The sequence below is a fragment of the Chryseobacterium sp. NG-CE01 genome (assembly GCF_055695505.1).
On sequence record NZ_CM146369.1, the window covers coordinates 1,074,186 to 1,097,330 of the forward strand.

The 23,145-nt window shown below is 36.3% G+C and carries 22 protein-coding genes; 11 read left to right on the forward strand and 11 right to left on the reverse strand.

Annotated features, from left to right (window positions below; translation table 11 throughout):
• The first annotated feature begins 231 nt into the window (after nucleotides 1-231).
• The 8 genes from ACYT6F_RS05225 (at nucleotide 232) to ACYT6F_RS05260 (ending at nucleotide 5,938) form a co-directional block, all read left to right on the forward strand.
• Nucleotides 232-795 carry an NADAR family protein gene (locus ACYT6F_RS05225; RefSeq protein ID WP_472600193.1) on the forward strand — a complete coding sequence of 188 codons (564 nt, stop codon included), beginning with the start codon at nucleotides 232-234 and terminating at the stop codon, nucleotides 793-795.
• Nucleotides 796-935: 140 nt separating this feature from the next.
• On the forward strand, nucleotides 936-1,394 hold the full coding sequence (locus ACYT6F_RS05230; protein ID WP_472600194.1) for an SPFH domain-containing protein: 459 nt from the start codon (nucleotides 936-938) through the stop codon (nucleotides 1,392-1,394).
• Complete coding sequence (locus ACYT6F_RS05235; RefSeq protein ID WP_472600195.1) at nucleotides 1,385-1,939, forward strand: hypothetical protein; 555 nt, start codon at nucleotides 1,385-1,387, stop codon at nucleotides 1,937-1,939. The genes ACYT6F_RS05230 and ACYT6F_RS05235 overlap by 10 nt, the downstream gene beginning before the upstream one ends.
• Before the next feature lie 68 nt (nucleotides 1,940-2,007).
• Entirely contained in the window at nucleotides 2,008-2,925 is a 918-nt protein-coding gene (locus tag ACYT6F_RS05240) for a diacylglycerol kinase catalytic domain-containing protein (protein WP_472600196.1), read from the forward strand.
• A 198-nt stretch (nucleotides 2,926-3,123) separates the two neighbouring features.
• Entirely contained in the window at nucleotides 3,124-3,633 is a 510-nt protein-coding gene (locus ACYT6F_RS05245) for an O-acetyl-ADP-ribose deacetylase (protein ID WP_472600197.1), read from the forward strand.
• A gap of 130 nt (nucleotides 3,634-3,763) precedes the next feature.
• On the forward strand, nucleotides 3,764-4,450 hold the full coding sequence (locus ACYT6F_RS05250) for an SIR2 family NAD-dependent protein deacylase (protein WP_472600198.1): 687 nt from the start codon (nucleotides 3,764-3,766) through the stop codon (nucleotides 4,448-4,450).
• Entirely contained in the window at nucleotides 4,450-5,412 is a 963-nt protein-coding gene (locus ACYT6F_RS05255; protein WP_472600199.1) for an ADP-ribosylglycohydrolase family protein, read from the forward strand. The genes ACYT6F_RS05250 and ACYT6F_RS05255 overlap by 1 nt, the downstream gene beginning before the upstream one ends.
• The gene (locus ACYT6F_RS05260; RefSeq protein ID WP_472600200.1) at nucleotides 5,393-5,938 is read left to right on the forward strand and encodes an RNA 2'-phosphotransferase; all 546 of its coding nucleotides are present in this window, start codon (nucleotides 5,393-5,395) and stop codon (nucleotides 5,936-5,938) included. The genes ACYT6F_RS05255 and ACYT6F_RS05260 overlap by 20 nt, the downstream gene beginning before the upstream one ends.
• Nucleotides 5,939-5,982: 44 nt before the next feature.
• On the opposite strand, the gene ACYT6F_RS05265 is transcribed toward ACYT6F_RS05260, so the two are convergent.
• Nucleotides 5,983-6,864, reverse strand: coding sequence for a cupin-like domain-containing protein (locus ACYT6F_RS05265; protein ID WP_472600201.1), 882 nt, complete (start codon nucleotides 6,862-6,864; stop codon nucleotides 5,983-5,985).
• A 589-nt stretch (nucleotides 6,865-7,453) separates the two neighbouring features.
• Here ACYT6F_RS05265 and ACYT6F_RS05270 point away from each other — a divergent pair.
• Nucleotides 7,454-7,576, forward strand: coding sequence for a hypothetical protein (locus ACYT6F_RS05270; protein WP_472600202.1), 123 nt, complete (start codon nucleotides 7,454-7,456; stop codon nucleotides 7,574-7,576).
• Nucleotides 7,577-7,711: 135 nt separating this feature from the next.
• Complete coding sequence (locus ACYT6F_RS05275; protein WP_472600203.1) at nucleotides 7,712-8,473, forward strand: GLPGLI family protein; 762 nt, start codon at nucleotides 7,712-7,714, stop codon at nucleotides 8,471-8,473.
• A gap of 266 nt (nucleotides 8,474-8,739) precedes the next feature.
• Here ACYT6F_RS05275 and ACYT6F_RS05280 read toward each other — a convergent pair whose 3' ends face one another.
• A complete protein-coding gene (locus ACYT6F_RS05280) occupies nucleotides 8,740-8,979 on the reverse strand; it encodes a helix-turn-helix domain-containing protein (protein ID WP_472600204.1) in 240 nt (79 codons plus the stop codon).
• Between the two features lie 189 nt (nucleotides 8,980-9,168).
• Between ACYT6F_RS05280 and ACYT6F_RS05285 the strand changes: the two genes are divergently transcribed.
• Nucleotides 9,169-11,847 carry a carboxypeptidase regulatory-like domain-containing protein gene (locus tag ACYT6F_RS05285; protein WP_472600205.1) on the forward strand — a complete coding sequence of 893 codons (2,679 nt, stop codon included), beginning with the start codon at nucleotides 9,169-9,171 and terminating at the stop codon, nucleotides 11,845-11,847.
• A gap of 51 nt (nucleotides 11,848-11,898) precedes the next feature.
• Here ACYT6F_RS05285 and ACYT6F_RS05290 read toward each other — a convergent pair whose 3' ends face one another.
• The 9 genes from ACYT6F_RS05290 to ACYT6F_RS05330 all read right to left on the reverse strand — a co-directional run bounded on the left by ACYT6F_RS05290 (nucleotide 11,899) and on the right by ACYT6F_RS05330 (nucleotide 23,112).
• Nucleotides 11,899-13,311: a sensor histidine kinase gene (locus ACYT6F_RS05290; RefSeq protein ID WP_472600206.1), complete on the reverse strand. Its 1,413-nt coding sequence runs from the start codon at nucleotides 13,309-13,311 to the stop codon at nucleotides 11,899-11,901.
• A 4-nt stretch (nucleotides 13,312-13,315) separates the two neighbouring features.
• Nucleotides 13,316-14,023, reverse strand: coding sequence for a response regulator transcription factor (locus ACYT6F_RS05295; RefSeq protein ID WP_472600207.1), 708 nt, complete (start codon nucleotides 14,021-14,023; stop codon nucleotides 13,316-13,318).
• A gap of 701 nt (nucleotides 14,024-14,724) precedes the next feature.
• Complete coding sequence (locus tag ACYT6F_RS05300) at nucleotides 14,725-15,660, reverse strand: proline dehydrogenase family protein (RefSeq protein WP_472600208.1); 936 nt, start codon at nucleotides 15,658-15,660, stop codon at nucleotides 14,725-14,727.
• A gap of 116 nt (nucleotides 15,661-15,776) precedes the next feature.
• Nucleotides 15,777-16,556, reverse strand: coding sequence for an SDR family NAD(P)-dependent oxidoreductase (locus ACYT6F_RS05305; RefSeq protein WP_472600209.1), 780 nt, complete (start codon nucleotides 16,554-16,556; stop codon nucleotides 15,777-15,779).
• 7 nt (nucleotides 16,557-16,563) lie between these two features.
• Entirely contained in the window at nucleotides 16,564-16,986 is a 423-nt protein-coding gene (locus ACYT6F_RS05310; RefSeq protein ID WP_472600210.1) for a DUF2147 domain-containing protein, read from the reverse strand.
• A gap of 26 nt (nucleotides 16,987-17,012) precedes the next feature.
• Nucleotides 17,013-20,051 carry an efflux RND transporter permease subunit gene (locus ACYT6F_RS05315; RefSeq protein ID WP_472600211.1) on the reverse strand — a complete coding sequence of 1,013 codons (3,039 nt, stop codon included), beginning with the start codon at nucleotides 20,049-20,051 and terminating at the stop codon, nucleotides 17,013-17,015.
• Nucleotides 20,052-20,057: 6 nt separating this feature from the next.
• The gene (locus ACYT6F_RS05320; protein WP_472600212.1) at nucleotides 20,058-21,089 is read right to left on the reverse strand and encodes an efflux RND transporter periplasmic adaptor subunit; all 1,032 of its coding nucleotides are present in this window, start codon (nucleotides 21,087-21,089) and stop codon (nucleotides 20,058-20,060) included.
• Nucleotides 21,090-21,099: 10 nt separating this feature from the next.
• Nucleotides 21,100-22,437 (reverse strand): TolC family protein, encoded by a 1,338-nt coding sequence (locus tag ACYT6F_RS05325; protein WP_472600213.1) that lies wholly within the window; start codon nucleotides 22,435-22,437, stop codon nucleotides 21,100-21,102.
• Between the two features lie 57 nt (nucleotides 22,438-22,494).
• Complete coding sequence (locus ACYT6F_RS05330; RefSeq protein WP_472600214.1) at nucleotides 22,495-23,112, reverse strand: TetR/AcrR family transcriptional regulator; 618 nt, start codon at nucleotides 23,110-23,112, stop codon at nucleotides 22,495-22,497.
• Nucleotides 23,113-23,145 lie beyond the last annotated feature (33 nt).

Genomic DNA, 23,145 nt, shown 5'->3' on the forward strand with positions numbered 1-23,145 from the left:
TTTATTTGGTGTTTTATTTTCTTTTAATATTATTGTTTACAGAAAAATATTCATTAAAATCAGATTCTTGTTATTAAGCAATTCTCCAATTAAAATTTATTGCAACAAAATATTTAAATAAATTTTATCACCTCCAAATCAATTAGTTATAATATTTAGCGTAAAATAAACACAAATTAATTTGGAGATTTGGTCCGGATTATTTTAAATTTGTGTAATAATAACGCAATTATGAAATATACATTATATAATATTATTGACATCTTTCAGAAAAATAAAGACTTAGAATTTCTTTTCTTTTGGGGGCATACTGCTAAAGATGAAGTTACGAAGGCTTGTTTCAGCCAGTGGTTTCCTTTTGAATTTGAGAAAGATCGAACAATTTATAAAACTGCAGAGCATTATATGATGGCTGGAAAAGCAAGGCTGTTTCATGATAATGATATTTTAGAACAGATTTTAAAAGCAGAAACACCCAACCAGGCAAAAAGTTTAGGAAGAAAAGTAAAAAACTTTAATCCTGAAGTCTGGGATGAACATAAATACAATATTGTGAAGCAGGGAAATTTGCTGAAATTCTCCCAGAATGAAAAGTTTAAAGAATTTCTGATCTCAACGGATGATAAAATTCTGGCAGAAGCAAGTCCGTACGATACGATTTGGGGAATCGGGGTGTTGGAAACAGACCCGCGGGCTAAAGATCCGGCGCAATGGAACGGCGAAAATCTGCTGGGATTTGCTTTAATGGAGGTAAGAGATGAATTAAGGCAGAAACACAAAATATATACACCATAATCAGAATAAGAATAAGAAGAACAATATTAAATATGAATAAATGTTGTTCTTCATAAAATTAAGGATAAAAAATTTTACTTTTAATTTGCGTAAAAAATACACGAAAATTAGAAGATTGTTTAATTAAAAATCATAAAGCTATGTTTGGATTTACACACATCAAATTTGATTCTATGACGTACGTTCTTCATTTTAAAAATGGAAAAATCGCCAGAGAAGGAAGGGGATTATCATTCTTCTATTTCGCTCCTAATTCGTCTATTGCTGCGATTCCGCTGGGAAGCAATGACCTGCCGTTTATATTCAATGAAAATACCAATGATTATCAGACCGTGAAAATTCAGGGGCAGATCAGCTATAAGATTACAGATCCCAAAGCACTTTCCAACACGCTGGATTTTACTGTTGACGAACAGGGCGTTTACAAAAAAAATGATATTGAAAAGCTGAATCAGCGAATTATTAACCTTGCGCAGACTGCAACCTCATCATTTATCCATCAGCTTAATTTAAAAGATGCCATCCGTTCTGCAAAACAGATTGAAGAAAATATTCTGGAAGGATTGATGAATTCTGAATCGATAAAAGTATGGGAATAGAAATCCTCCGAGCTAATATTCTTGCCGTTCAGACAACTCCCGAAATGGCGAGAGCGCTCGAAACGGAAACCAGAGAAAAACTGCAGCAGCAGGCTGATGAAGCGATTTACGAAAGAAGGAATTTTGCGGTGGAACAGGAAAGAAAAATCAAAGAATCTGAGCTGAATACGGAAATTGCCGTTGAAGAAAAACAAAAGCAGATTGAAGAAAAAAGAATGGAAACCGAAGTGCAGCAGGAAGAAAACAACAGGATCCTCCGCGAAATGAAAATAGCCGCTGATATTTCCGTTGAAAACCAGAGAAAAAAGCTGATCGAACAGAAAACCGAAAACGACCGAAAAGAAGCAGAAACACAAGGTTATATTCTCGAAGCTTCCCTGAAACCGTACAGGGAAATCGACTGGAAAGTGTTAACCGCTTTGAGCGGAAAACAGGATGCCAAAAACAATATTGCTTTAGCATTCAGGGAGCTGGCCGAAAATGCCGGAAAAATCGGGAATTTAAATATACGTCCGGACCTACTGGATCGTATTTTAACTAAGTAAGGCCTGGAACCCGAAAAACAGTCAGCCGTAAATAAATCTTCTCGTCTTTGCATTAAAAAATAAAAAAAATGAAAATAGAATACGCCATCATTATCAAAAATAAAACAAGACTCGAAGCTTTGGTGGAAAGATTCAACACTAAGGCGCAGGCGAAGTTTTATATTGAAAGTTCGGGAGGAAACTTTCAGGAATATGTGGATGAACATGAGAAATTCTATCAGTCGTTTCTGGAAGTGCAGACACAGCTTTCGAAGGTCATTAAAAATAAGGTCATTGAAAGAGAATTTATTCCTTCCTACATTTTCTCTGATAATAATCTGATAGTGGTTGTAGGACAGGACGGTCTGGTTGCAAATGTTGCCAAATATTCGAGACACATCCCGATTATTGCGGTTAATCCTGATCCGGAAAGATATGATGGCGTATTACTTCCCTTCACTGCAAAAAATTTTTTGAAAGGTGTATATGCTGTCATTAACGAAAATTTTAATTCAAAAAAGATGAAGTTTGCTGAAGCAGTACTGAATGACGGACAGAAACTATTGGCAGTGAATGATCTATTTATAGGAATTTCCTCCCACAGTTCTGCACGATATAAAATCATGCTGAACGGAAAAGAAGAAATGCATTCTTCCAGCGGCATTATTGTTTCTACAAAGACAGGAAGCACAGGCTGGCTGAGCTCGATTTTTAATATGGCATCCGGAATTTCAGGCAGAAACGATTTGCAATATCCGAAACTTCATGAAGATGACCTGTTCTTTGCCGTACGGGAGCCTTTTAAAAGTATAAGAACACAAACTGACATCTGTAGTGGAAAACTGAAAAAAGGCAACAACCTGATTATAGAATCTTTAATGCCAAATAATGGTTTTATATTTAGCGACGGAATCGAGCAGGATTTCCTGCAGTTCAACAGCGGCGCAACAGCGGAAATCAGGCTTTCTGATGATGAAGCGGTTTTGGTTTTAAATCAAAAACAATAATATATTTAAAGGGAATACAACAAACTCAGTTATTATCAGAAATTTTAAATCTTATGTTGAAAAACGCTTTGTGATCTTAGTTAAGTGAATAGTTTATGCTGAGCTTGTCGAAGTAACTTTGCGAACTTAAAAACAGTTAATAATAACAAAAACTTTGCGGACTTTGCGTTTAAAAAAGAATAATTAACAAATATAAATATGAGAATTGAATTAATAAAAGGAGATATTACAAAGGTTGAGGTAGATGCTATTGTCAACGCGGCCAACTCTTCTTTACTTGGAGGCGGCGGCGTTGATGGCGCGATTCATCGGGCAGGAGGAAAACAGATTTTGGAAGAGTGTATTGAAATCAGGAACAAACAGGGGAAATGCAAACCCGGTGAAGCTGTTGCCACTACTGCCGGAGATCTTCCTGCACAATATGTGATCCACACCGTTGGTCCGGTCTGGAACGGAGATGAAGAAAAATGTTCACAATTGTTGGCAGGCTGCTATTATAATTCGTTGAAACTGGCTGAAAGCCTTGGCCTCAAAACGATAGCTTTTCCCAACATCAGTACAGGAGTTTATCGGTTTCCAAAAGAATTGGCGGCAAGAATTGCCATAGATGAGGTGAAAAACTTTACATCGGAGATCATTGAAAAAGTTATTTTCGTCTGTTTTGATGATGAAAATGAGGAAATTTACAGAATACTGTTAAAAGAATAATACAGAATAATAGTTTTTGTGAGCTTCGCTAAGTGAAACGGCTTTGCGAACTAAAAACATTTAGTAGTAACAAAAAAACTTTGTGGTCTTTGCGTTAAAAATTATACAAAAACAATAAAAACTAAAACAAATGAAAAAACTAACCATATTAACCGGTGCCGGAATCAGTGCCGAAAGCGGAATAAAAACCTTCAGAGACGGAGACGGCCTCTGGGAAAACCACAGCATCACGGATGTAGCAAGTCCGGAAGGATGGAGAAAAGACAGGGCTTTAGTTCTTGAATTTTACAACCAGAGGCGAAGACAGCTTCACGAAGTAGAACCGAATGATGCGCACCGATTATTGGCAGAACTGGAACAATATTTCAAGGTTCAGATCATCACCCAGAATATTGATGACCTGCATGAAAGAGCAGGTTCAACGAATATTTTACATTTACACGGCGAGTTATTCAAATCGTGTTCGTGTAATGATAAAAGCCTGATTTACGAGCATAAAGGCGACATCAATATCGGCGATAAGGCGGAAGACGGGGCACAGCTACGACCGTTTATCGTATGGTTCGGAGAAGATGTTCCGCTAATGAGAGAAGCGACTAAAATGGCGAAAGAAGCAGATATTTTCCTGGTGATCGGAACATCATTACAGGTGTATCCTGCAGCAGGATTGTTGCATGATATTAAAGACGACTGTCTTTTAATCGTTATTAATCCCAACGAAACAGGTTTCGGTTACGGCCAGAGAGCGGTTGTGATGAAAGAAACCGCAACCCAGGGAATGAAACTGCTGTTTGATAAACTGGTAAATCTTGCCTGATGAAAAATAGGGTAAAAGCAGGAATTTTCGGGGTTTGTGTGGGTGATGCGCTTGGTGTTCCGGTGGAATTCACTAGCCGGGAAACTTTAAAAAGATTCTCTGTTGAAAATATGCGCGAATTCGGATCATGGAACCAACCGAAAGGAACATGGAGCGACGACAGTTCATTAACCCTTTGTATTGCAGATGAACTTGCGAAAAGTTATGATCTGGAAAAGATCGGACAAAGCTTTGTAAAGTGGGTAAAATACGGACACTGGACCGCTCACGGAAGACTGTTTGATATTGGGGGAACGACAAGGTACTCCATTGCAAGGTTAATAAAAGGAGAAAGCGCAAAATTTTCGGGAAATATTTTTGAAGAAGATAATGGAAATGGTTCTTTAATGAGAACATTACCGTTAGCTTTTTATCTTGAAAATGAAGAAAATATTGATAAAATATATCAGACAGTAAAAGAAGTGTCTTCGATTACACATGGTCATTTCCGTTCTGTATTTGCATGTTTTGTTTATGTGATTTTTGCCATTGAATTAATCAAAGGAAAAAGTAAGGATGAAGCTTATCAAGATACCCAGAAAACAACTTTGATATTTAAGGAAAATCAAGGTTTTAATCCTAAAGAAATCCAACTTTTTGACAGAATTTTGAAAGATGACATTTCAAAATTTCCCGAAGATTCTATCTGTTCAGGTGGTTATGTTGTCCACAGTTTAGAAGCATCATTATGGTGTTTTCTTAATTCTGAAAATTATTCAGAAGCAGTTTTAAAAGCTGTTAACTTAGGTGAAGATACCGACACCACAGGAGCCATCACTGGTGGAATTGCGGGAATTTATTACGGTTTTGAAAATATTCCTAAAGAATGGATTGATGTGCTGGCAAGAAAGAAAGACATTGAAAAGCTCTGCGAAAAATTAGAAGAAAAATTAAATAACAGTAATGAACGAAAAACACAATAAAAAAATAAGCAAATTCCTAAGTCTCGTATTAAGGCATCAACCTGAAATCATTAGCCTGAACCTGGACGAAAACGGATGGGCAGATATAAAAGAACTGCAGGAAAAATGTTCGAAAAACAATATCCATTTTACTCTTGAAGAGCTTGAGGAAATGGTAAAAACCAACGATAAGAAGCGCTTTATTTTTAATGAAGGTAAAAATAAAATAAGAGCCAACCAAGGGCATTCAATTGATATTGATCTGGCGCTGAAACCTCAGCTTCCGCCGGAATTTTTGTACCACGGAACGGCTGAGACGAATGTGGAATCTATTCTGGAAAAAGGTATCGAAAAAAGAAACCGGCAACATGTTCATTTGAGCAGCAATAAAGACACCGCTGAGAAAGTCGGCATGCGTCACGGAAAACCCGTCCTTCTTACGATCATGACAGGAAAGATGTATGAAGACGGACTTCTATTTTATCTCTCCGAAAATAACGTCTGGCTTACGGATTTTGTTGACCCCAAATATATAAAGCAAAAATAATCACAAAAAAGAGACTGTCTTCTTGGGCAGTCTCTCTTGTATTATTATTTTGGTAAGCCTCTTTTCCAGGCGATTTCCGCTCTTTTAACGGCTACTTTCTCCTTCCAGTCCATGTATTTCTTTTTGAAGTTTTTCTTCATAACATCATCAAATTTTCTCTGTACCGTAAGATTCCATAAAGAATGGGCTTTCACGGCCCATGATTTATCCCATGCTCTCAGGGATATAGAGAAGCTTCCGTCCAGGTACTTCATCCAGTGCCACCATCCGGTCGGCATAAATAGGGTATCTCCATGTTCAAGGAAACACTCGATGCCTTCTACTCCATCCAATGCAGGAAATTTCGTAAAATCGGGATTTTCAATATCATAATCTTCCAGTGCGTAGGTTGCATAAGGAATTTTGTAGAGTCTTTCTTTCCATTTGTAGTCGAAAAGAAGAACATGCTTTCTTCCGTTGAAGTGCGTATGGAAGATGTGCGCCATATCGATATCATAGTGAAGGAATGTTACCGATCCTTTTCCTCCAAAAAACATGGAGGGATATTTATCCAGAAAGCCCCCCATTAAATCTTTCGGGGAAATATAATCTCTGAGCAATTTTTTGGCATGTTTTATAGGATCAAAAAAGAAAATTCTGAGATCAGTAGGCTCTCTCTGAATAAGATCTACATAATCTGTGAATTTCATTTTTGCAGCAGATGCATTAATGGGAGCTGCAGGGTCTGCCTTAGAGCTGTCATATAACGGAACCTCCACATCTCCTACAACTTCCTTCATATACTCCATGGTCCATTTTTGGTAAGCAGGCCACTTTCTCGCCATGTTCTTAATTACCACAGGCTTTCTGGGCTTAAGATATTTTTCAATGAATTCTTCCTGAGTAATATCATCTACAATATCAATAGGCTTTAAATTGATTCCCATTTGTTTAAAATTTAATGTTACAAAATTATTAAATAAAAATATATGTTAACAGATTTAAGCTTTTTTTAATCTATGATTCAAATCACTTTTACCTATTTATTCTAAATAAAACCTTTATATAACAAAATACCCTGTAAAAAGTATTACAGGGCAAAAACACAATAATGAACAAAAAAGATTCATCTTGTTGCTAATATAAAAACTTTATCTGACAAAGCTAACTGATAAAAAGTTGATAAAATATGATTAAAACAAATATTTTAGTCATATTTTCCTACAAAAGTAAAGTGATCATAAAATCATAAAAGTGGAAATCCCGTTTTATATAAAATTTTTCTTTTTTGAAAAAAAAATATTTTTTTTGCCTAAAAAATATAGCGTAATTTGTTGATTTTCTTATGCAATAGAATTACAAAATTATTCATAGGTTTGTGATATGACACAAATGAGAAATTCGCGAACAGGACGGCATTCTGCCTACTGTATTTTTCTGAAATGTCATAATGATGCATCATCCGACTGTGCAATTATTCTAGATAAATTGAGCAGCCGGGGAGTTTAAGTATTAACAATTCTAAAAACAATTTTTATGAAAAAGAAAATTTTATTTTGTGCCATGTTCGGGATTTCCGTTATGGCATTTGCAAAAGTTCAGGCAGTTTGGACTTCTACCTGCGGTGTAAAACATTATACCTCGTTTCCGGATAATTGAACGTATAGCCAAATGGCTAATTCGATTGCTGCAATAAATGAAGCGGAATGTGGTACTAGACCAAACGTGACTATTAATCCATAAATTAATATTGATGGGCAGAGTAATTCTGCCTGTCTTTAATATTCAAAATATATGAAAAAAATTTTTTCTTTTTTTGCTGTATTGCTTTTTACTGTCATTCTTTCTCAAAGAATAAAATTTAATGCTAACATTAGAGTAACTTATGATTCAAAGCTTCAGTTAGGCGAAAAATATTTTCACAATCAACGATTTTTTCTGGTTGGCAATTCTCAAGATTACTATTTCGGAGCAGCACAGAATTATCTAAATGATACGGGACAATATAAAAGTGTAGGAATTGATACACGATCAATTAGTGACTATTTTCAGGAAAGGATCATTAGAGCAGATAATAAAACAACTGTCTTCACCCTTATAATGGATTCTAAAATAAGATATGAAGAAGTAGATCGGTTACAATGGGTTTTATATAGTGATACCAAAATAATCAATGGTGTAAAATGCCAAATGGCAGCTACCAATAAATATGGCAGAAGATGGATTGCTTATTTTTCGAGAGAGTATACACAATCTTTAGGTCCGTATAAATTTAATGGATTGCCGGGATTAATTTTTGAGTTATATGATATAAGGGATGATTATCATTTCACTGCAACTAAAGTTGAAAAATATTCTGATGAATTTACTTTTAATCTTTCCGGATATAAATTAATGAACAAAAAGAATTATTTACAGGCTAAATATAATATGGAATTTACACTTGCTGGTTATCCCGCCGATATGGGAGAAGAACTAAGAAAAGAAATGCAAAGTGTGTATGATAAAAAGAAGAAAATGTACAATAATCCTATAGAACTAAAACCTTTTGAATAATATTTTTTTATTTTTAGTAATTTAAAATGTTTGTTACAAGCCTGAAATTCACATTTCCTAAAAAAGATAAAAAAAGAGCCTCCACAACTAAGGCTCCAAACACAAATGTTAGATAAAGAAAGCGACTTATTTTTTCAGACTTTTGATCAGTTCTTCAAGTTGGGAACTGATTACTTTTGCTGCTTCGGAATCTGTGATATTGATAATGATTCCCTGTTGGAAATCTTGTTGTCCAATTGAGCTATCTTTAGTATCAAAATTATTTGTTACATATGACTTCTGACCATCATCAAAGAGATCTGAATTTTCAAATTAAAAATATCGGCCAGCTTAGGAATATAGCTGGATTTGATATCCGTGGCTTCGTTTTCCCAATTAGTGTAAGTATTTCTGTCTACTCCAAGCATATCTGCAATTTCCTGCTGAGAAAGTTTGGTCTTGCTTCTAAGTTTTTTCAGGTTGGTTCCTACTCCCATATTTAAATCTGTTTTTACAAATTTATACATTTAGTCAAATAATCAATAGCATGAAAGAAAGTTTCTTTACCTGAATACAATAAAAAACAGAACTTCAAAACAAAATTATACCTGTATTTGTAGTGATAAAATCATTTTTAACTTTTTGTTTTATATCAATCTTTCTAATATGTGTAACAAAAAGCCTTAGCGACTAACTAATTAACCAAATAGTAAATTATGAAATTGAAACTTACTTTATTCCTCATGATTTTATTTTCCACATTTTCTTTCGCACAGAAAACGGTTTCGGGAAAAATCACGGATGAAGACGGCGTGGCAATTCCCAGCGCAAGTGTTACGATAGAAGAACCCGGTAAAGATGCCATTCTTGCGTATGCGATTACCAATTCCAAAGGAGAATACAAAGTGACCTTTACCTCTGCAGAATCCAATGTAGATCTTAAGGTAAAGGCATTCAACCAAAGGCCATTAACCAAGCAGATCAGCAACAGCGATCAGACCATGAATTTCAAAATGGAAAGCGAGGCTACGGAAATCAAAGAAGTGCAGCTGAAAACCAAAATGATCACAGCAAGAGGCGACACCATTGCTTATGACCTAAAAGCGTTTGACAGCAAAAGCGACAGAACCCTGGCCGACGTTATGAAGAAAATTCCGGGTATTGAAGTAAATACAGACGGAACTATTCTCTATCAGGGTAATGCCATCAATAAGTTTTATGTTAACGGAAAAGACCTCATGGAAGGCGGTTACGGAACCATCAACAACTCGCTTCCGAAGGATGCCGTACAAAAAGTTGAAGTTCTAGAGAATCACCAGCCTGTGAAAATTCTTCAGGATAAAGTACCTTCAGACCAGGCAGCCATCAATATCAAGCTGAAAAATTCCGTTACGATGACGGGACGGGGTGAAGTAGGTACCGGCTTCGGAGATCCCTGGCTCTGGAATGTAAAGCTTACGCCCATGTTCTTCGGGCAGAAAAGCCAGTGGGTAGTGAATTATAAGACCAACAACATGGGTGAGCAGGTAGAAAATGAGGGAAACATCCTTGCTTTCGGAAACAGGTTTGAAGGAAGAAGAATCAATGCTTCCCAAAATGACTGGCTGAACGTAGAAAATGCAAGCATCCCTAATCTTCCGGTGAAAAGGTACCTGATGAATAATGTACATTATCTATCTGCCAACTATCTTACCAATATTGACAAAAAGAAAGAATGGGAACTGAAAGCCAATGCCAATTATACGAATAATGCGGTAGAAAGAGAATCTACCTCCCAAACGACATTCTTCAACGGAACGTCTAATAATCTGAATATTTTTAATAATTTTTATACAGATAAAGCAAAAGGAGAATTAATATTTACAAAGAATGCAAAAAAAGGATTCTTTAAGAATACTACAAGTTTTTCCCAATACTGGAATGCAGACAGAGGTATTGTAGATAGAAGAGACGGCAAAAAAGGGATCCAAAGACATGGTGAAGAGGCGCTGGAGTCTCCAACTACTTCATTCCAGAACTCTTTAAGCACAATTGTTCCATGGAAAGAAAAAATGGTGAATGTGTTGTCATACATCAGTTATCAGACAGACAGACAAGATCTGAGCGTTTCTCCTTCTTCGTATCTTGATATTCCGGGGTTTACTCCTAATTTTTCAAGCAGTTCTGTTAATCAATATTTAAGGTTAAAAACGTTTGAAGCCAATCATTCTGCGAATATCGGATTCTCTACGAAAGGATGGACATTCACTCCGGAAGTAGGATTTAATTTTAAATCAACACATTTGGATTCAGATTTGTCAAATATTACCTCTGATGGCGTTGCACCGTTATCTCAATATGGCAATGATCTTAATTATACAACCGCAACACCGTATGCCAGTGTAGGTGTAAATTACAAAAACGATTCGTGGATGCTATATGCTAATTTTCCGGCAAATTCTAATAATATAAAAGCGGAAGACCCTCAAAGATCAGTATTAAGAGAAGTAAATAAAGTAACCTTCGAGCCAAGTGTTTTTGCACAATATACTTTTGCATCATTCTGGAAGGCCTCAGTAAATGCCAATATCAATAATAATTTTGGTGAGATCAACACAGCTTATGCAGGCTTTCTAATGACTTCCCCTGCGGGAATCATTGCGATGGATCCTAAGAATCCTATCCCACAGAATAACAACAAATCTGCAGGTACAAGATTGGAATACAGAAACCCTCTGAATAATATATTCTTTAACGTGAATTATAGATTTTCAGACGCCAAAAGGAACTTACTCTCCAATCCCACCATTGTTTCAGGATATACTGTTACGAGTTATATTGAAAGGGATAACCATGTTCTCACTAACGGCTACAGTGCTGAGATCGGGAAATATTTTCCTAAATTTAAAACCAATGCTTCTTTGAGCTACAGCAATAATACCACGAAATCAGACGCCATCCTGGATAGCCTGTCATATACCAATAAAAATACAGGGCAGTCATTTGGGATCAAATTCAACAATACCTATTTCAGCTGGATGAGCATAGATTACAATGCCCGTATTACAAGCACCAAGCAAACCAGTAAAGGAGAAGTCATTACAAATGCTAAAACAACAGGATTTAATCACAATCTTGCATTGTTCTTCTATCCTATCGAAAACCATACTGTCGGGTTCACTTGGGATCAGACCGATACAAACACACCGAATAAAAAATACCGTAATGGATTCTATGATGTTTCTTACCAGTTTACCTGGGCCAAAAAGAAAATTGATTTTGAGTTGAAATGGATGAACATAGCGAATAAAAAAGTATATGAAAACTTTGAAATTGATCCTACCAGAATAACCGCCACGAGAATTCTTCTCCGGCCAAGCCAGGTAATGTTTACCGTAAAATTCAATTTTAAATAAAGAAGAAACCAATCTCGCTGAGATTGGTTTTTTTATGATTAAAGAGTTTCATTAAATTTCCCGGTTGCTTTCCTGCAGACTACTGTAGAAGTTCGGGAACCTAAGCTGTACGGTTGTCCCCTGATTTTCGTAAGAGCTTACGATGAGCTCGCCATGGTGCATTCTTACGATATTTCTGGCCAAAGGAAGGCCAATCCCGTAGCCTTCATAATTTTTTGTATTGGACGCTCTGAAAAAAGGATCATAGATTTTATTCATTTCTTCCTGAGGAATACCGATTCCGTAATCTTTAACGATAATATAAACATCGGTATCCGTTGCTCCCAAAGAGACTTTTACCTGCTGAAAATCCGAATATTTACACCCGTTCTGGATGATATTGGTAACGGCAAGGTGAAGCAGCTGCTCATTACCCTGAACTTTTAATTTTTTGGGATTATCGGGAAGCATACTGATGTCAAGATAAATATTATTTCTTGAATCGATCTTCCGCAATGTTTCGATAACATCCCAAAGAAGCTGATCCATCCTTACCTTATCCATTTTCTGGATCTTCCCGTCAAATCCTGTCTGGGCGATCATGAGCAACGCTTTGATCTTTTTATCAAGCTTTTCGGCTTCATCCAGGATAATTCCTAAAGTTTCTTTGTATTCAGCATTGGTTCTTGAGATGGAAAGGGCTACATCCGCCTCCCCCATAATGGATGTCAAAGGTGTTCTCAATTCATGCGATACATTTCCGATGAGATGGTTCTGGGTTTCAAAGGAGGTTTCGATACGGTTCAGCATATCGTTGAAGGTATCCACCAATTCGTTTAGTTCTTTATTGTCGGGTTGAGGTTCCAGCCGAAGATGAAGGTTTTCGGAGCTTATCTCTTTTACCTTTCCTGTAATTTTAAGGATAGGTTTAAACAGTGTTTTAGACAGATAAAAAGAAAAAATCATGCTGAAAAACAGCGACAATACGATACAGGTTATCAATGTTCTTTTGAGAAACCCCAGATAGTAAACAACGTAGTGGTTTTTTGCCGAAGCAATGGCAATATAGTTTTTATCATCATGGCGGAAGGTCTGGCCTATATAATAAAACTCTTTATCATTATAATTGGCCTCTCCCTCTTTGACGATGTTCCTGAAAAAAGATGCCGGAATATGGATTTCCTGTGATATTTTACTGAAATTGGAGTCAACGGGAACTGCGAAAACGTAATCTCTTTCCATGGGCAGCTCTTCGTCGTTCAGGCCATTCAGAATGTAGTTTTCCGGAAGATCCAGATCATCTTTGCTTTTTTCTACCTGTATGATGGTGGTGGTCCGGATTTTTAACAGTTCATAAAATCTCTGATGGGAAAAATTTACGATAGAAAAATACACCAGGCCGCTAAACAGCAGGATAATAGCTGTAAAAACCAGCATCAGAAGAACCATGGTCTTTGTTTGGTTGGTGATGACTTTATTGAACATCCTTTTATGGTTTTTTTAAAACATATCCCATTCCGATAACGGTATGAATCAGTTTGTTATCTTCCTGCTGATCCAGCTTTTTCCTGAGGTAATTAACGTATACATCTACCACATTGGTTCCCAGTTCATAATTCACGCCCCATACTGCATCCAGGATTTCCGGCCTGGAGATTACTTTTTCCGGATTATTCAAAAAATAAAGCAGCAGCTTGTACTCTGTTGAGGTAAGGGAAATTTCTTCTCCGCTTCGGGTCACTTTTTTGGTATAATCATTGAGTATGAGGTCAGAAAACTGGTAGATATATTCCTGGTCTGCTTCCGGTTCTGTAATTTCCGGGGTGTTGCCGTTGTTGCTTCTCCGCAGGAGTGATTTTATGCGGGCAACCAATTCGATAAATTTGAAGGGCTTTACAAGATAGTCATCTCCACCGCTTTCCAGTCCCAGGACAATATTTTCTGAAGTTCCCAAAGCTGTAAGGAAAAGAATAGGAACATGAGAGTTGGTTTTCCGGATTTCTTTGCAGACGTCCAATCCATTCATTTCCGGAAGCATGATATCCAGAATCACCAGATCAAAATCATTGGACTGTACAAGCTGAATACCCGTTTTCCCGTCAAAAGCTACAGAAACTTCGTACCCGTTTTCCTGAAGCCCTTTTTTGATAAAGGACACTACGCCTGTTTCGTCTTCAATGAGAATAATCTTTTTCATAAGCATAAGGAATTATACAAAAATAAAAAAAAGATCGTGAAGTGAAGATTGCTGTTTCTGTTAACTTACGTTTAGACCATACAGATATTACGTCATATTTGAATGTATTTTATTTTTAATGCCATTTTATACTTCGTTTTCCCTGATAAAAATCTTTGATTTGTAATCTTAACAAATAGTTTATTTCTTTGTTCAGTTTTTTTGAACGAAGAACAATTCTGACATTTCTTAAAGAAATATACAAATCCTCTACGAAAATTTGATGTTCGGCAGGTAAAACAGATTGAGCTAAATAAGGAATTTCATGGATCCTTCGACAAGTTCAGAGGAAAGAGAATATATTATTTCTTTAGTCCCACTTTCTGAGGAGTTAGAACTTCTATAATAAATCGTCGAAGTAATTTTTAACATTTTAATTCAAAAACATAAATACTGTAGCCTACCCAAAGACTTGAAAATATACTGCAATAAACTCTCCCTTCGACAAAGAACTGAAAGGAAATACTGAAATGGTAACCCAGGACCTGAGACTTATCGAAAGATTCTTCTACCAAATTAGAAAAATTGCCGGGATATCAATCGTAAGATTGGGAAAATGTTATTAATAAATCAATATTATTTTGTTACATCGCAACTTAAATTTTAAGGCATAAAAAAGCCCTCTTAAAAAAGAGAGCTGTATATCCTTCATCATCTGGCTTTCACTGAACAATATCAGCAAGACCTCTGAAAAGATTAAGCGGATATTCTGCCCAACGGTTGCATAAATACAAGTACCATTCTTTACCGTAAACCACGTAGATCCTGCATAGGTAGCCTTTATCCTTATAGGTAAGCAGTTCTTCATTACAAATTCCAAGAAGTCTTTCCAGGACATAATTTGTAGGAGAATATTTATCTATTAATTCAATAGTTTTATCATGTACTTTACTGTCGTGTGAAGCAATAGCGCACGGATGATTATTTGCCAGAAGCTGTTCTGCATAATTCAGGTAAATATCATCAAGTTCTTCTCCTCTTGGAATAGAAAGCCCTTTTGGCGTATCATAAGCACCTTTAACCAGTCTGATACTGCCGGAAAGCTTTATCAGATTTTCAAAATCAGATTTTGTTCGGTGAAGATATGCCTGTAAAGTAATGCCTAAATTGGAATTTGTTTTTAAAACTTCCTTATAAATGTCAATAATCATATCGGTGCGGTCGGTTCCTTCCATGCTAATGATTACTTCCTGACTGCTTATCTGAGCTTCTTTACAAATACGTTTCAGGTTGTTGATGGTGAGGTCTTTGGAAACCAAAAGCCCTATGTGAGACAAGTCTAAAGAAATTGAAGAGTTTAAATTTTCTGACTTTATTGTTTTTGCAAAGTTTACAAATTCATAAGCTGCTTCATTTGCCTCTTTTTCGTTTCTGATGCTTTCGCCCATAAAGTCTGTGGTAACAGCAAACCCGTTTTCATTGAGTTTTTTGATGGCTGAAACAGCTTCTGTAATAGTTTCTCCGCCAATGTAGCGGTTAGCAGCCTTTTTTAAAGTCTCAAAAAGCTTTTTGTTTTGAAGAACGAAATTTTTAGCTTCTTCATTTAAAGCTGCTTTTTTCAAAGCATCTGATGCAATTTTTAATAATTCTTTTTCCATTATTTGTAATTATCTGAGTTTTATCATCGATGATGACGTCCAAATTTATACAATATTCTGTTTTGTGTTTCGCTTTTTTTAACTCTTTCCACTTGAAATTATATCAGGGATGCCTTTTATTTAGTCTGACCTGCCAAATGTTTTTTGATTTTCATCATAATAAAGTCAGGAGTTATTCTCGGAAGGTTTGATATAAACCAGTTGTTAAAGCCAACGATTTTTTTTGATTTTTTACTGAACAATAGTTTAATTCCTTCACTTGCTACAAAAGCGGGATCAACGGGTTTATTAGTTTTATAAGCGTTTGTCGTAGCCATTTCTGGAGTTGTAAATGCCGTATTGACAGGACCCGGACAAAGAGTTTTTACCATTACGCCGCTTTCTTTCAACTCGGCATTTACCGTTTCGGAAAACGCCAGTACAAAAGCTTTTGTTGCAGAATACACAGAGTAATACGGGAAAGGTAAATATGAGAGCAGCGAAGCGACATTCATTACAGTACCGTTACCTCTCTGAACCATATCCTGTGAAAATAATTTAGTTAAAACGACTAAGGAAGTAATGTTCAGTTCTATCATATTCAATTCTTCCTGCAAAGAAGTGTCTGTAAATTGCCCGTAATTTCCGATTCCTGCATTATTAATGACATAATCTACCTGTACATCAGCTTTCTTAATTTCCTGATAGAGCGCCTCCGCATTATAAGCCATGGAAAGATCTTTTCTAAAAATAATAACTTTGATGCCGTATTTCGTATTGAACTTTTCTTTTATGCTCTGCAGCCGTTCAGAATTGCGGGCCACCAGAATAAGATTGTGTTTTTTTTCAGCCAGTATTTTAGCCATTTCATAGCCAATTCCTGAAGTTGCGCCGGTTATTAAGATGTAATTTTCCATATTGTGATTATTTAACTTTAGTCCATATTTCGGTTCTGCCAAACATTGAAATTCCTATAAAACCTCTGACGCTGATCTTGTCTTTTGTTTTAAATACGATTTTGCAGGCATATGTTTTTCCTTCTCTCGGGTCATAAATGGTTCCTTTTTCCCAGGTGTCATCACCATCGAATACAAAGTTTTTTAAAATAATAAGTCCAACAATATCCCTGTTTCTTAACCGGATATCGGGATTTTTAACGTCTTTGGTTTCTTCACCCGTTCCCCAGATAATTTTCCCGAAAAACTGGTTATCTTTTTTAAAGATTTGAAACCTTGCGTCTTTTTTCTCATTTACCCATTCACCGATGATGGCGTCTGCTTTGGCCTGTGCCGTTGATGTGTTGATCATTCCGATGCATAACAGCATCATAAAAATAATTTTCTGCATTTGTTTATTATTTAAAGTTTTTTAATTTAAAGTTTAGGCGGAATAAGTTTATACATAACCGGAGTTACAATACGGGATAAAAGAGTTGAGCTTATCAATCCGCCAATAAGCACCAGTGCCAATGGTGAAATCAGGGGATTGGTGTTTAATGCCAAAGGAATCAAGCCGCCGATAGCAGTAAGTGAAGTAAGCAGTACCGGAAGGAATCTTATTTCACCCGCCTTTTCAATGGCTTCTTCCAGAGGTAAACCTTCTAAACGCAGCTGATTCGTGAAATCAACCAGTAAAATCGAGTTTTTCACTTCAATTCCTGCCAAGCCAATAAATCCTACAATGGCTATAAACGACATAGGATTATGAGAGAAATACAGCATCGAAATCCCCCCTATCACACCCAAAGGCAATACTGAAAGAACAATAATAATCCCTTTAAAAGTCTTAAACTGCAGAATGAGAACTGCTATAAAGAGAAACACCGTGAGAATGATTACCGTTACAAAAGAACCGCCAAATGCATCACCTTCGCTCTCTGCCTCTCCGGCCAGCTTATAATAATATCTTTCCGGCATTCTTAAGCCATTTAATTTTGGAATTACATTATTTAAAACATCATTTGCAAGAACTCCGTCTTTAGTAGAAGCGGTGATTTTTATAAATCTGTTTTTATCAAAATGATTGATGCTGTTGGGAGAAGTTACAAATTCAATATCTGCAAGCTGTTCCAGAGGAATGGCTGCTCCTGATGCATTATTTATGAAAATATTTTTTAAGATATTCAGAGTGGTTGTATTTTCTTTGGGAGTATTGATGATGATGTCGTAATCATCTCCGTTATCATCGGTGTAAGTTCCCATCTGGATTCCGGCAACGGCTAATCTGACTGTTCTGTCGATATCGGCGGTTAAAACTCCGAATGTTCTCGCTTTCTCACGGTTGATATTCACTTTAATATCCGTTTTTAAAGTGTTTAATTCGTTGTTTACATAAATTGCTCCCGGATTTGATTTTAATATATGCTCAACCCTGAAGGAAAGTGCGCGAAGAGTATCTAAATTATCCCCAAAAACCCTTATTGAAATAGGCGCTTCTATAGGCGGCCCCTGTTCAAAATCTTTGATTTCTACTTTTGCCAAAGGAAAATCCTGGAACTGATTTCTCAGTTTTTTTATAATTTGATTTTTAGTTACCGGCTTGGATTTTTCATCTAACTGTATGAATATCTGTGCAAAATCACTTTTCTCTTCCTGTTGAGGCACGTTATAGTAAATTTGTGGATTTCCTTTTCCGATATTCGAGGTATAAAAAACAATCTCCTTGTTTTCCGCAAGACGGTCTTCGACGACTTTTGTGATTCTTTTGCTTTCTTCGATGTTGGTCTGAAGCGGCATTCTTATATTCATTAAAAAAATAGGTTTTTCTGAAGTGGGAAAAAGTTTAAAGCCAACCACCGGAAATAAAGCTGCAGAACCTAAAAACAAAACGGCTGTAACCAGCAAGGTAACTAATGGTTTTGATAATGCTGCATGCATTAACTTTGAATATGTACTTTTAATCAGTCTCTGTAAAAATTGAAGAAACATATTTCCTTCGCCGCTTTCATGTTCTTTTAATATTCTGCTTCCTAAAAATGGCACCAAAGTCAATGAAACAATCATAGAAGCAACAATACTGGTAATTACTGCCACGGGCAGACCCCTGATAAATTCACCCGGGCCAGCGGGAAGAAACAAGAGCGGTAAAAATGCGATGATAAGTGTTGCCGTACAGCCTATTACGGCTAATGTTATCTGTTTTGTGGCTTTTATGGCGGCTTCTTTTTTGCTATAACCTTCCCGGAGATAACGTTCTATATTTTCTACTACAACAATGCTGTCATCTACCAGAAGGCCTAATGAAACCACCAGCCCGACAATACTCAACTGATTTAATGAAAAACCGAAAGTATTCAGGCCAATTAATCCTAATGCCAGTGAGAGCGGGATCGCAATCATTACAATGACTGAGGCGCGGTTTCCTAAAGGCAGCAATGTGACAAAAACCAATCCCAACGCGATCAAAAAATCTGCTACTAAACCCGACAGACGCAATGAAACATTCTCTGCCTGATCAAAGTTTTTTATCAGCTGTACATTTCCGGGAAGACTTTTTTCAAATTCTGCCAGAACCGGTAAAACCTGTTTTTGATTGGCACTTATATTAGAACCCTGTTTCTGAGCCGCTGTTACCAGTATACAACGATGCCCGTTAATACGTGTAATATGCTTTTCTTCCTCTAATTTATAGTCAACCTTTGCAACCTCTTTTAAGGTGATAATCTTACCGTTGCCATTAAAGATAACCGTGTTTTCAATATCCTGAATTCCGGTGAATTTTCCGCTCGTTTTAACATTGAATGATTTTGTTCCTGCTGTGAGGTTTCCGCCGGGAATATTTAAAGCTTCACTTTGAAGGCTTCCCATAATTATGTTCAAAGGAATTTTCAGTTCAGCAATTTTATCTAATTTCAGATCAATTCTTATGATTTCTTCCGGTGTGCCCGAAACTTTTACTTTTTTTAATTCTTTTACTTTCTGTAATTTCTCTTTTAAATCATCTCCTAAATCTTTAAGCTTTTTATAAGAAACATTCTCAGATACCAAAGCAGCCTGCAGGATATTTACGTCAGAGGGATCTACTTTCCTGATGTCAATTTTATAAATGTCCTCTGGCAGTTCACTTTTTAGATTATTCACTTCCCGGATGACTTCCTGATATTTTTTATCCACTTCCTCACCGTACTTAAAATCAATCTGAATAACGGCCAGTCCATCCTGAATGGAAGTAAAAATTTTATCGACATTATCAAGCTCATAAAGCTTATTCTCAATGGGTTTCACCACCAGTTCCTCCATATCCTTCGGGCCTGTTCCGGGATATACAACAACAATCGGAAACGAAGGCGGATTAATCTGCGGATCTTCTGCTCTTGGCATTGTAAATAACGTTACCGCACCGACAACAGCAGCCATTATAAAAGCCACAATAGTAAACTGATAATTTTTTACTGCAAAATTGGTGATATTCATTACGGCTTATTTTAAAATTTTAATTTTTGAATTTTCATTAAGAAAAGGAGAATTTCCTACTATGATATTCTTCTGGTTTTCCAATCCACTGGCTACCAGCACTTCTTTATCGCTGAAACTTTCTATTACAATGGGTATTTTCTTTACGGAACTTTTGGAATTCGGAATAAAAACAAAAGCATTTTTTCCATTGGCTTCGATGACTGCATCATAAGGAATGGCGGTGGTTTTTCCTATATCTGAAGACCTGATCATAACTTTAGCAAACATTCCTACAGCAAGATTATTGGTGGGGTTCAAGATTTTAATTTCCACCAGGAATGTTCCTGAACCTGCATCAATTGCCTGACTTTTTTGAGAAATAATTCCGTTAAATTGATTATCATTGGAAAGGATGCGGCACGAATTGTTTTGTCTAATCTTTAACCAGTCTTTTTCAGAAACACCAACTTTTACAATCCAGTTTTTTTGATTATTATTTTCATTGACGATAAAAACCGGGCTTCCACCCTGTATGATTTCGCCTTCATTTGCTGTTTTTTTGCTGATAAAGCCAGAAGATGTTGCATAGATGCAGGCATATCTTCTGTTGAAATTGGCTTGTTCAAGAGCTTTCTCAGAAATCTCAAGTCCTGTTTTAGTGTTCTGAAGCTGCTCTAGAGTTGCAACGCTGTCTTTGTATAGATTTCTGACCCTGGCAAAATCACGCTTGCTTTTTTCTACGGCAAGTCTTGCCTGGATGACCTGTGCTTCAATCTCAGTCTGGTTTAAGGTAGCCAGTAATTGACCTGATTTGAATGACTGCCCCTCTTTCACGAAGATCTTATCTATGACTCCGCCAATTTTGAACGATAATTTACTCTCGTTTTCTGTTGTAATCAAACCGCTCGTTTCAATATCACTACCATTTTTTTGGTGTTGGATCTCAAAAAGTTTCACCCCGATAATTTCGGTTTCGTTTGTTTCAACATTCTTCTTATCTGCACACGACATTACTGTCATTACCGCAAAAAGTACAACGTTTTTAATTGTTTTCATTTGTGAAATTTTAAAATTTAAAGATATATCCTGCATTGGCTCTCTCTAATTCCGCATAGGAAATCCAGGCATTATAAAGCGCAATGTTGGTATTTAGTAAAGAATTAATATATTGATTTTGAGCATCTAAAAGCTCTATATAAATTGCCTGCCCTTGTTTGTACAGTTTATAAATATCTTCGTTGAACTTGGAAGCAGATTTATTTTGGTCTTTCTCTGCCTTATAAACTTCAGCTTTTGCCAGGAAATTATTTTTTGCCGTTTGGTACTGTAGCTGTAACTGCTGTTTTACGTTGTCGGTCTGCAAAATCAGTTTTTTACTTTCGTCTTCTATCTGTTTAAGTTTAAACTTGTTTTTGTTGCCTGAAAATAGTGACCACTCTAATGAAATTCCGCCAAAGTAATATCGGGACTGTTTATCAGCCTGGAAATCAAAATCCTGGTATCCAACATCTACAAAAGCATTCAGTTTCGGGAACCAATTAGACTGTGTCATTTTTGAGAGGGAAGCATTAATTTCAGTTGCGGTCTTCAATTTTCTCAGCTCTTCGCGTGATTGTGTATTTTCTGTTTCGATAGTTTCTGGGATATTTTCGTAAAATGCTTCCGTTTCGATTTCCTCTGTTAAAGGCCGATTAAGCAAGAAATTAAAATAAGCCTGCGCATTTTTAGCGGCAGATTTTGCTTCTGACAAACTGGCCTGCATTCGTTTTACTTCGTTTTCACTTCGCAAAACAGCCGTCCGGTTAATCTTACCATTGTTGAATAATGACTGGTTTACTCTTTGGTTTTCTAAAGTTAATTTCAGGGCTTCTTCATAAATCTTTACTGCTTCCAGTGACTGCAGATATTTGTAATATCCAATTTTTATATCTTTCACCAGTTCCCTTTTATAAATCTCAAGTTCAATTTCTTGAATTTCCTTTTGCTGATTTTTTATTTTCTTATTGTAAATAATTTCATAATTGATGATTGGCATCACTGTATGAATTTTTACATCATAAAAGTTGTTTGGGTTTAAAAGAATCGACTGGTTCTGAACGCTCGGAAATGAAGCCGATCCAGTGATCTGATTCAAACTGCCGTACACAGGATTTAACAAGTCTCCAACAGGGAAATCAACAGTTCTGCCTCCATCAGCTAATGTGTAACTGGCATTAACGGATACGGAAGGATAAAACAGACTCCTGGCTTCCTTTAATGCCCACATGCTTTTTGAAATATCAAAATTGTGCTGCCTGATCATTTCATTATTTTCAAGCCCTTTTTTAATGTAATATTCCAGTTTCGGCTGTGCGTGAATTACTTGTAAAGCAAAAATGAAATAGATAAATAATTTAATTTTCATAACATAACAGTGTTTATTTAATGAACTATGTTCAAAATATTGAACAAAAAAAATAATTTATAATTTTTCCAGAATTTTAATGAACTCCCCATAGCCGCTTAAAAGTATTGAGCCGGAATCGGAAAACTTCACTCCCTTCGTTCTATGCCTGATTTCCAGACAGCACATTCCGTGTACAAGACTCCAGATCATAAAGGACAACGGCTCCAGTGAGTGTCCGGCAAAATGTCCTTTTTTGATGCACTCATCTACCGTTTCTTTAAGCGTGCTGAAAGTCGCTGAGCCTTCGTTCCATTCTTCTTTTTCAGAATTTTCAATAAACTCCATCGGAGCTTTGACATTAAACATCAAGTCATACATTTCCTGATTTTCCACAGCAAATTTTATGTAAATCACACCCATTTTTTTGAGGCGCTCCATCGGATCCTTAATTAAAAATAACTCCTGAAAGTATCCCCGCAATTGCTGAAAGCCAATTGAGTGCAAATCGTGCAAAATAGCATTCTTATCTTTGAAATAAACATAAACGGTACCTACACTGTAATGGATTTCCTCCGCAATATTCCGTATGGTAGTCTGCTCAATACCTTTTTCTAAAAAAAGCTTTTTTGCTCCTTTCAGAATTAATTCTTTCAATGCTTCTTTTTCTTTAGCTTTTCTGTCGGCAACACTCATACATCAAATATTGAAGCAAATATAAATATTTTT

Coding starts and splice junctions, on each gene's coding strand:
- ACYT6F_RS05330 (WP_472600214.1), bottom strand. CDS start 23,112: ATGAGTGTTGCCGACAGAAAAGCTAAAGAAAAAGAAGCATTGAAAGAA.
- ACYT6F_RS05255 (WP_472600199.1), top strand. CDS start 4,450: ATGAAAAATAGGGTAAAAGCAGGAATTTTCGGGGTTTGTGTGGGTGAT.
- ACYT6F_RS05265 (WP_472600201.1), bottom strand. CDS start 6,864: ATGGGAATCAATTTAAAGCCTATTGATATTGTAGATGATATTACTCAG.
- ACYT6F_RS05325 (WP_472600213.1), bottom strand. CDS start 22,437: ATGAAAATTAAATTATTTATCTATTTCATTTTTGCTTTACAAGTAATT.
- ACYT6F_RS05300 (WP_472600208.1), bottom strand. CDS start 15,660: ATGGAAAAAGAATTATTAAAAATTGCATCAGATGCTTTGAAAAAAGCA.
- ACYT6F_RS05250 (WP_472600198.1), top strand. CDS start 3,764: ATGAAAAAACTAACCATATTAACCGGTGCCGGAATCAGTGCCGAAAGC.
- ACYT6F_RS05225 (WP_472600193.1), top strand. CDS start 232: ATGAAATATACATTATATAATATTATTGACATCTTTCAGAAAAATAAA.
- ACYT6F_RS05240 (WP_472600196.1), top strand. CDS start 2,008: ATGAAAATAGAATACGCCATCATTATCAAAAATAAAACAAGACTCGAA.
- ACYT6F_RS05245 (WP_472600197.1), top strand. CDS start 3,124: ATGAGAATTGAATTAATAAAAGGAGATATTACAAAGGTTGAGGTAGAT.
- ACYT6F_RS05285 (WP_472600205.1), top strand. CDS start 9,169: ATGAAATTGAAACTTACTTTATTCCTCATGATTTTATTTTCCACATTT.
- ACYT6F_RS05290 (WP_472600206.1), bottom strand. CDS start 13,311: ATGTTCAATAAAGTCATCACCAACCAAACAAAGACCATGGTTCTTCTG.
- ACYT6F_RS05315 (WP_472600211.1), bottom strand. CDS start 20,051: ATGAATATCACCAATTTTGCAGTAAAAAATTATCAGTTTACTATTGTG.
- ACYT6F_RS05235 (WP_472600195.1), top strand. CDS start 1,385: ATGGGAATAGAAATCCTCCGAGCTAATATTCTTGCCGTTCAGACAACT.
- ACYT6F_RS05230 (WP_472600194.1), top strand. CDS start 936: ATGTTTGGATTTACACACATCAAATTTGATTCTATGACGTACGTTCTT.
- ACYT6F_RS05295 (WP_472600207.1), bottom strand. CDS start 14,023: ATGAAAAAGATTATTCTCATTGAAGACGAAACAGGCGTAGTGTCCTTT.
- ACYT6F_RS05320 (WP_472600212.1), bottom strand. CDS start 21,089: ATGAAAACAATTAAAAACGTTGTACTTTTTGCGGTAATGACAGTAATG.
- ACYT6F_RS05310 (WP_472600210.1), bottom strand. CDS start 16,986: ATGCAGAAAATTATTTTTATGATGCTGTTATGCATCGGAATGATCAAC.
- ACYT6F_RS05260 (WP_472600200.1), top strand. CDS start 5,393: ATGAACGAAAAACACAATAAAAAAATAAGCAAATTCCTAAGTCTCGTA.
- ACYT6F_RS05275 (WP_472600203.1), top strand. CDS start 7,712: ATGAAAAAAATTTTTTCTTTTTTTGCTGTATTGCTTTTTACTGTCATT.
- ACYT6F_RS05280 (WP_472600204.1), bottom strand. CDS start 8,979: ATGTATAAATTTGTAAAAACAGATTTAAATATGGGAGTAGGAACCAAC.
- ACYT6F_RS05270 (WP_472600202.1), top strand. CDS start 7,454: ATGAAAAAGAAAATTTTATTTTGTGCCATGTTCGGGATTTCCGTTATG.
- ACYT6F_RS05305 (WP_472600209.1), bottom strand. CDS start 16,556: ATGGAAAATTACATCTTAATAACCGGCGCAACTTCAGGAATTGGCTAT.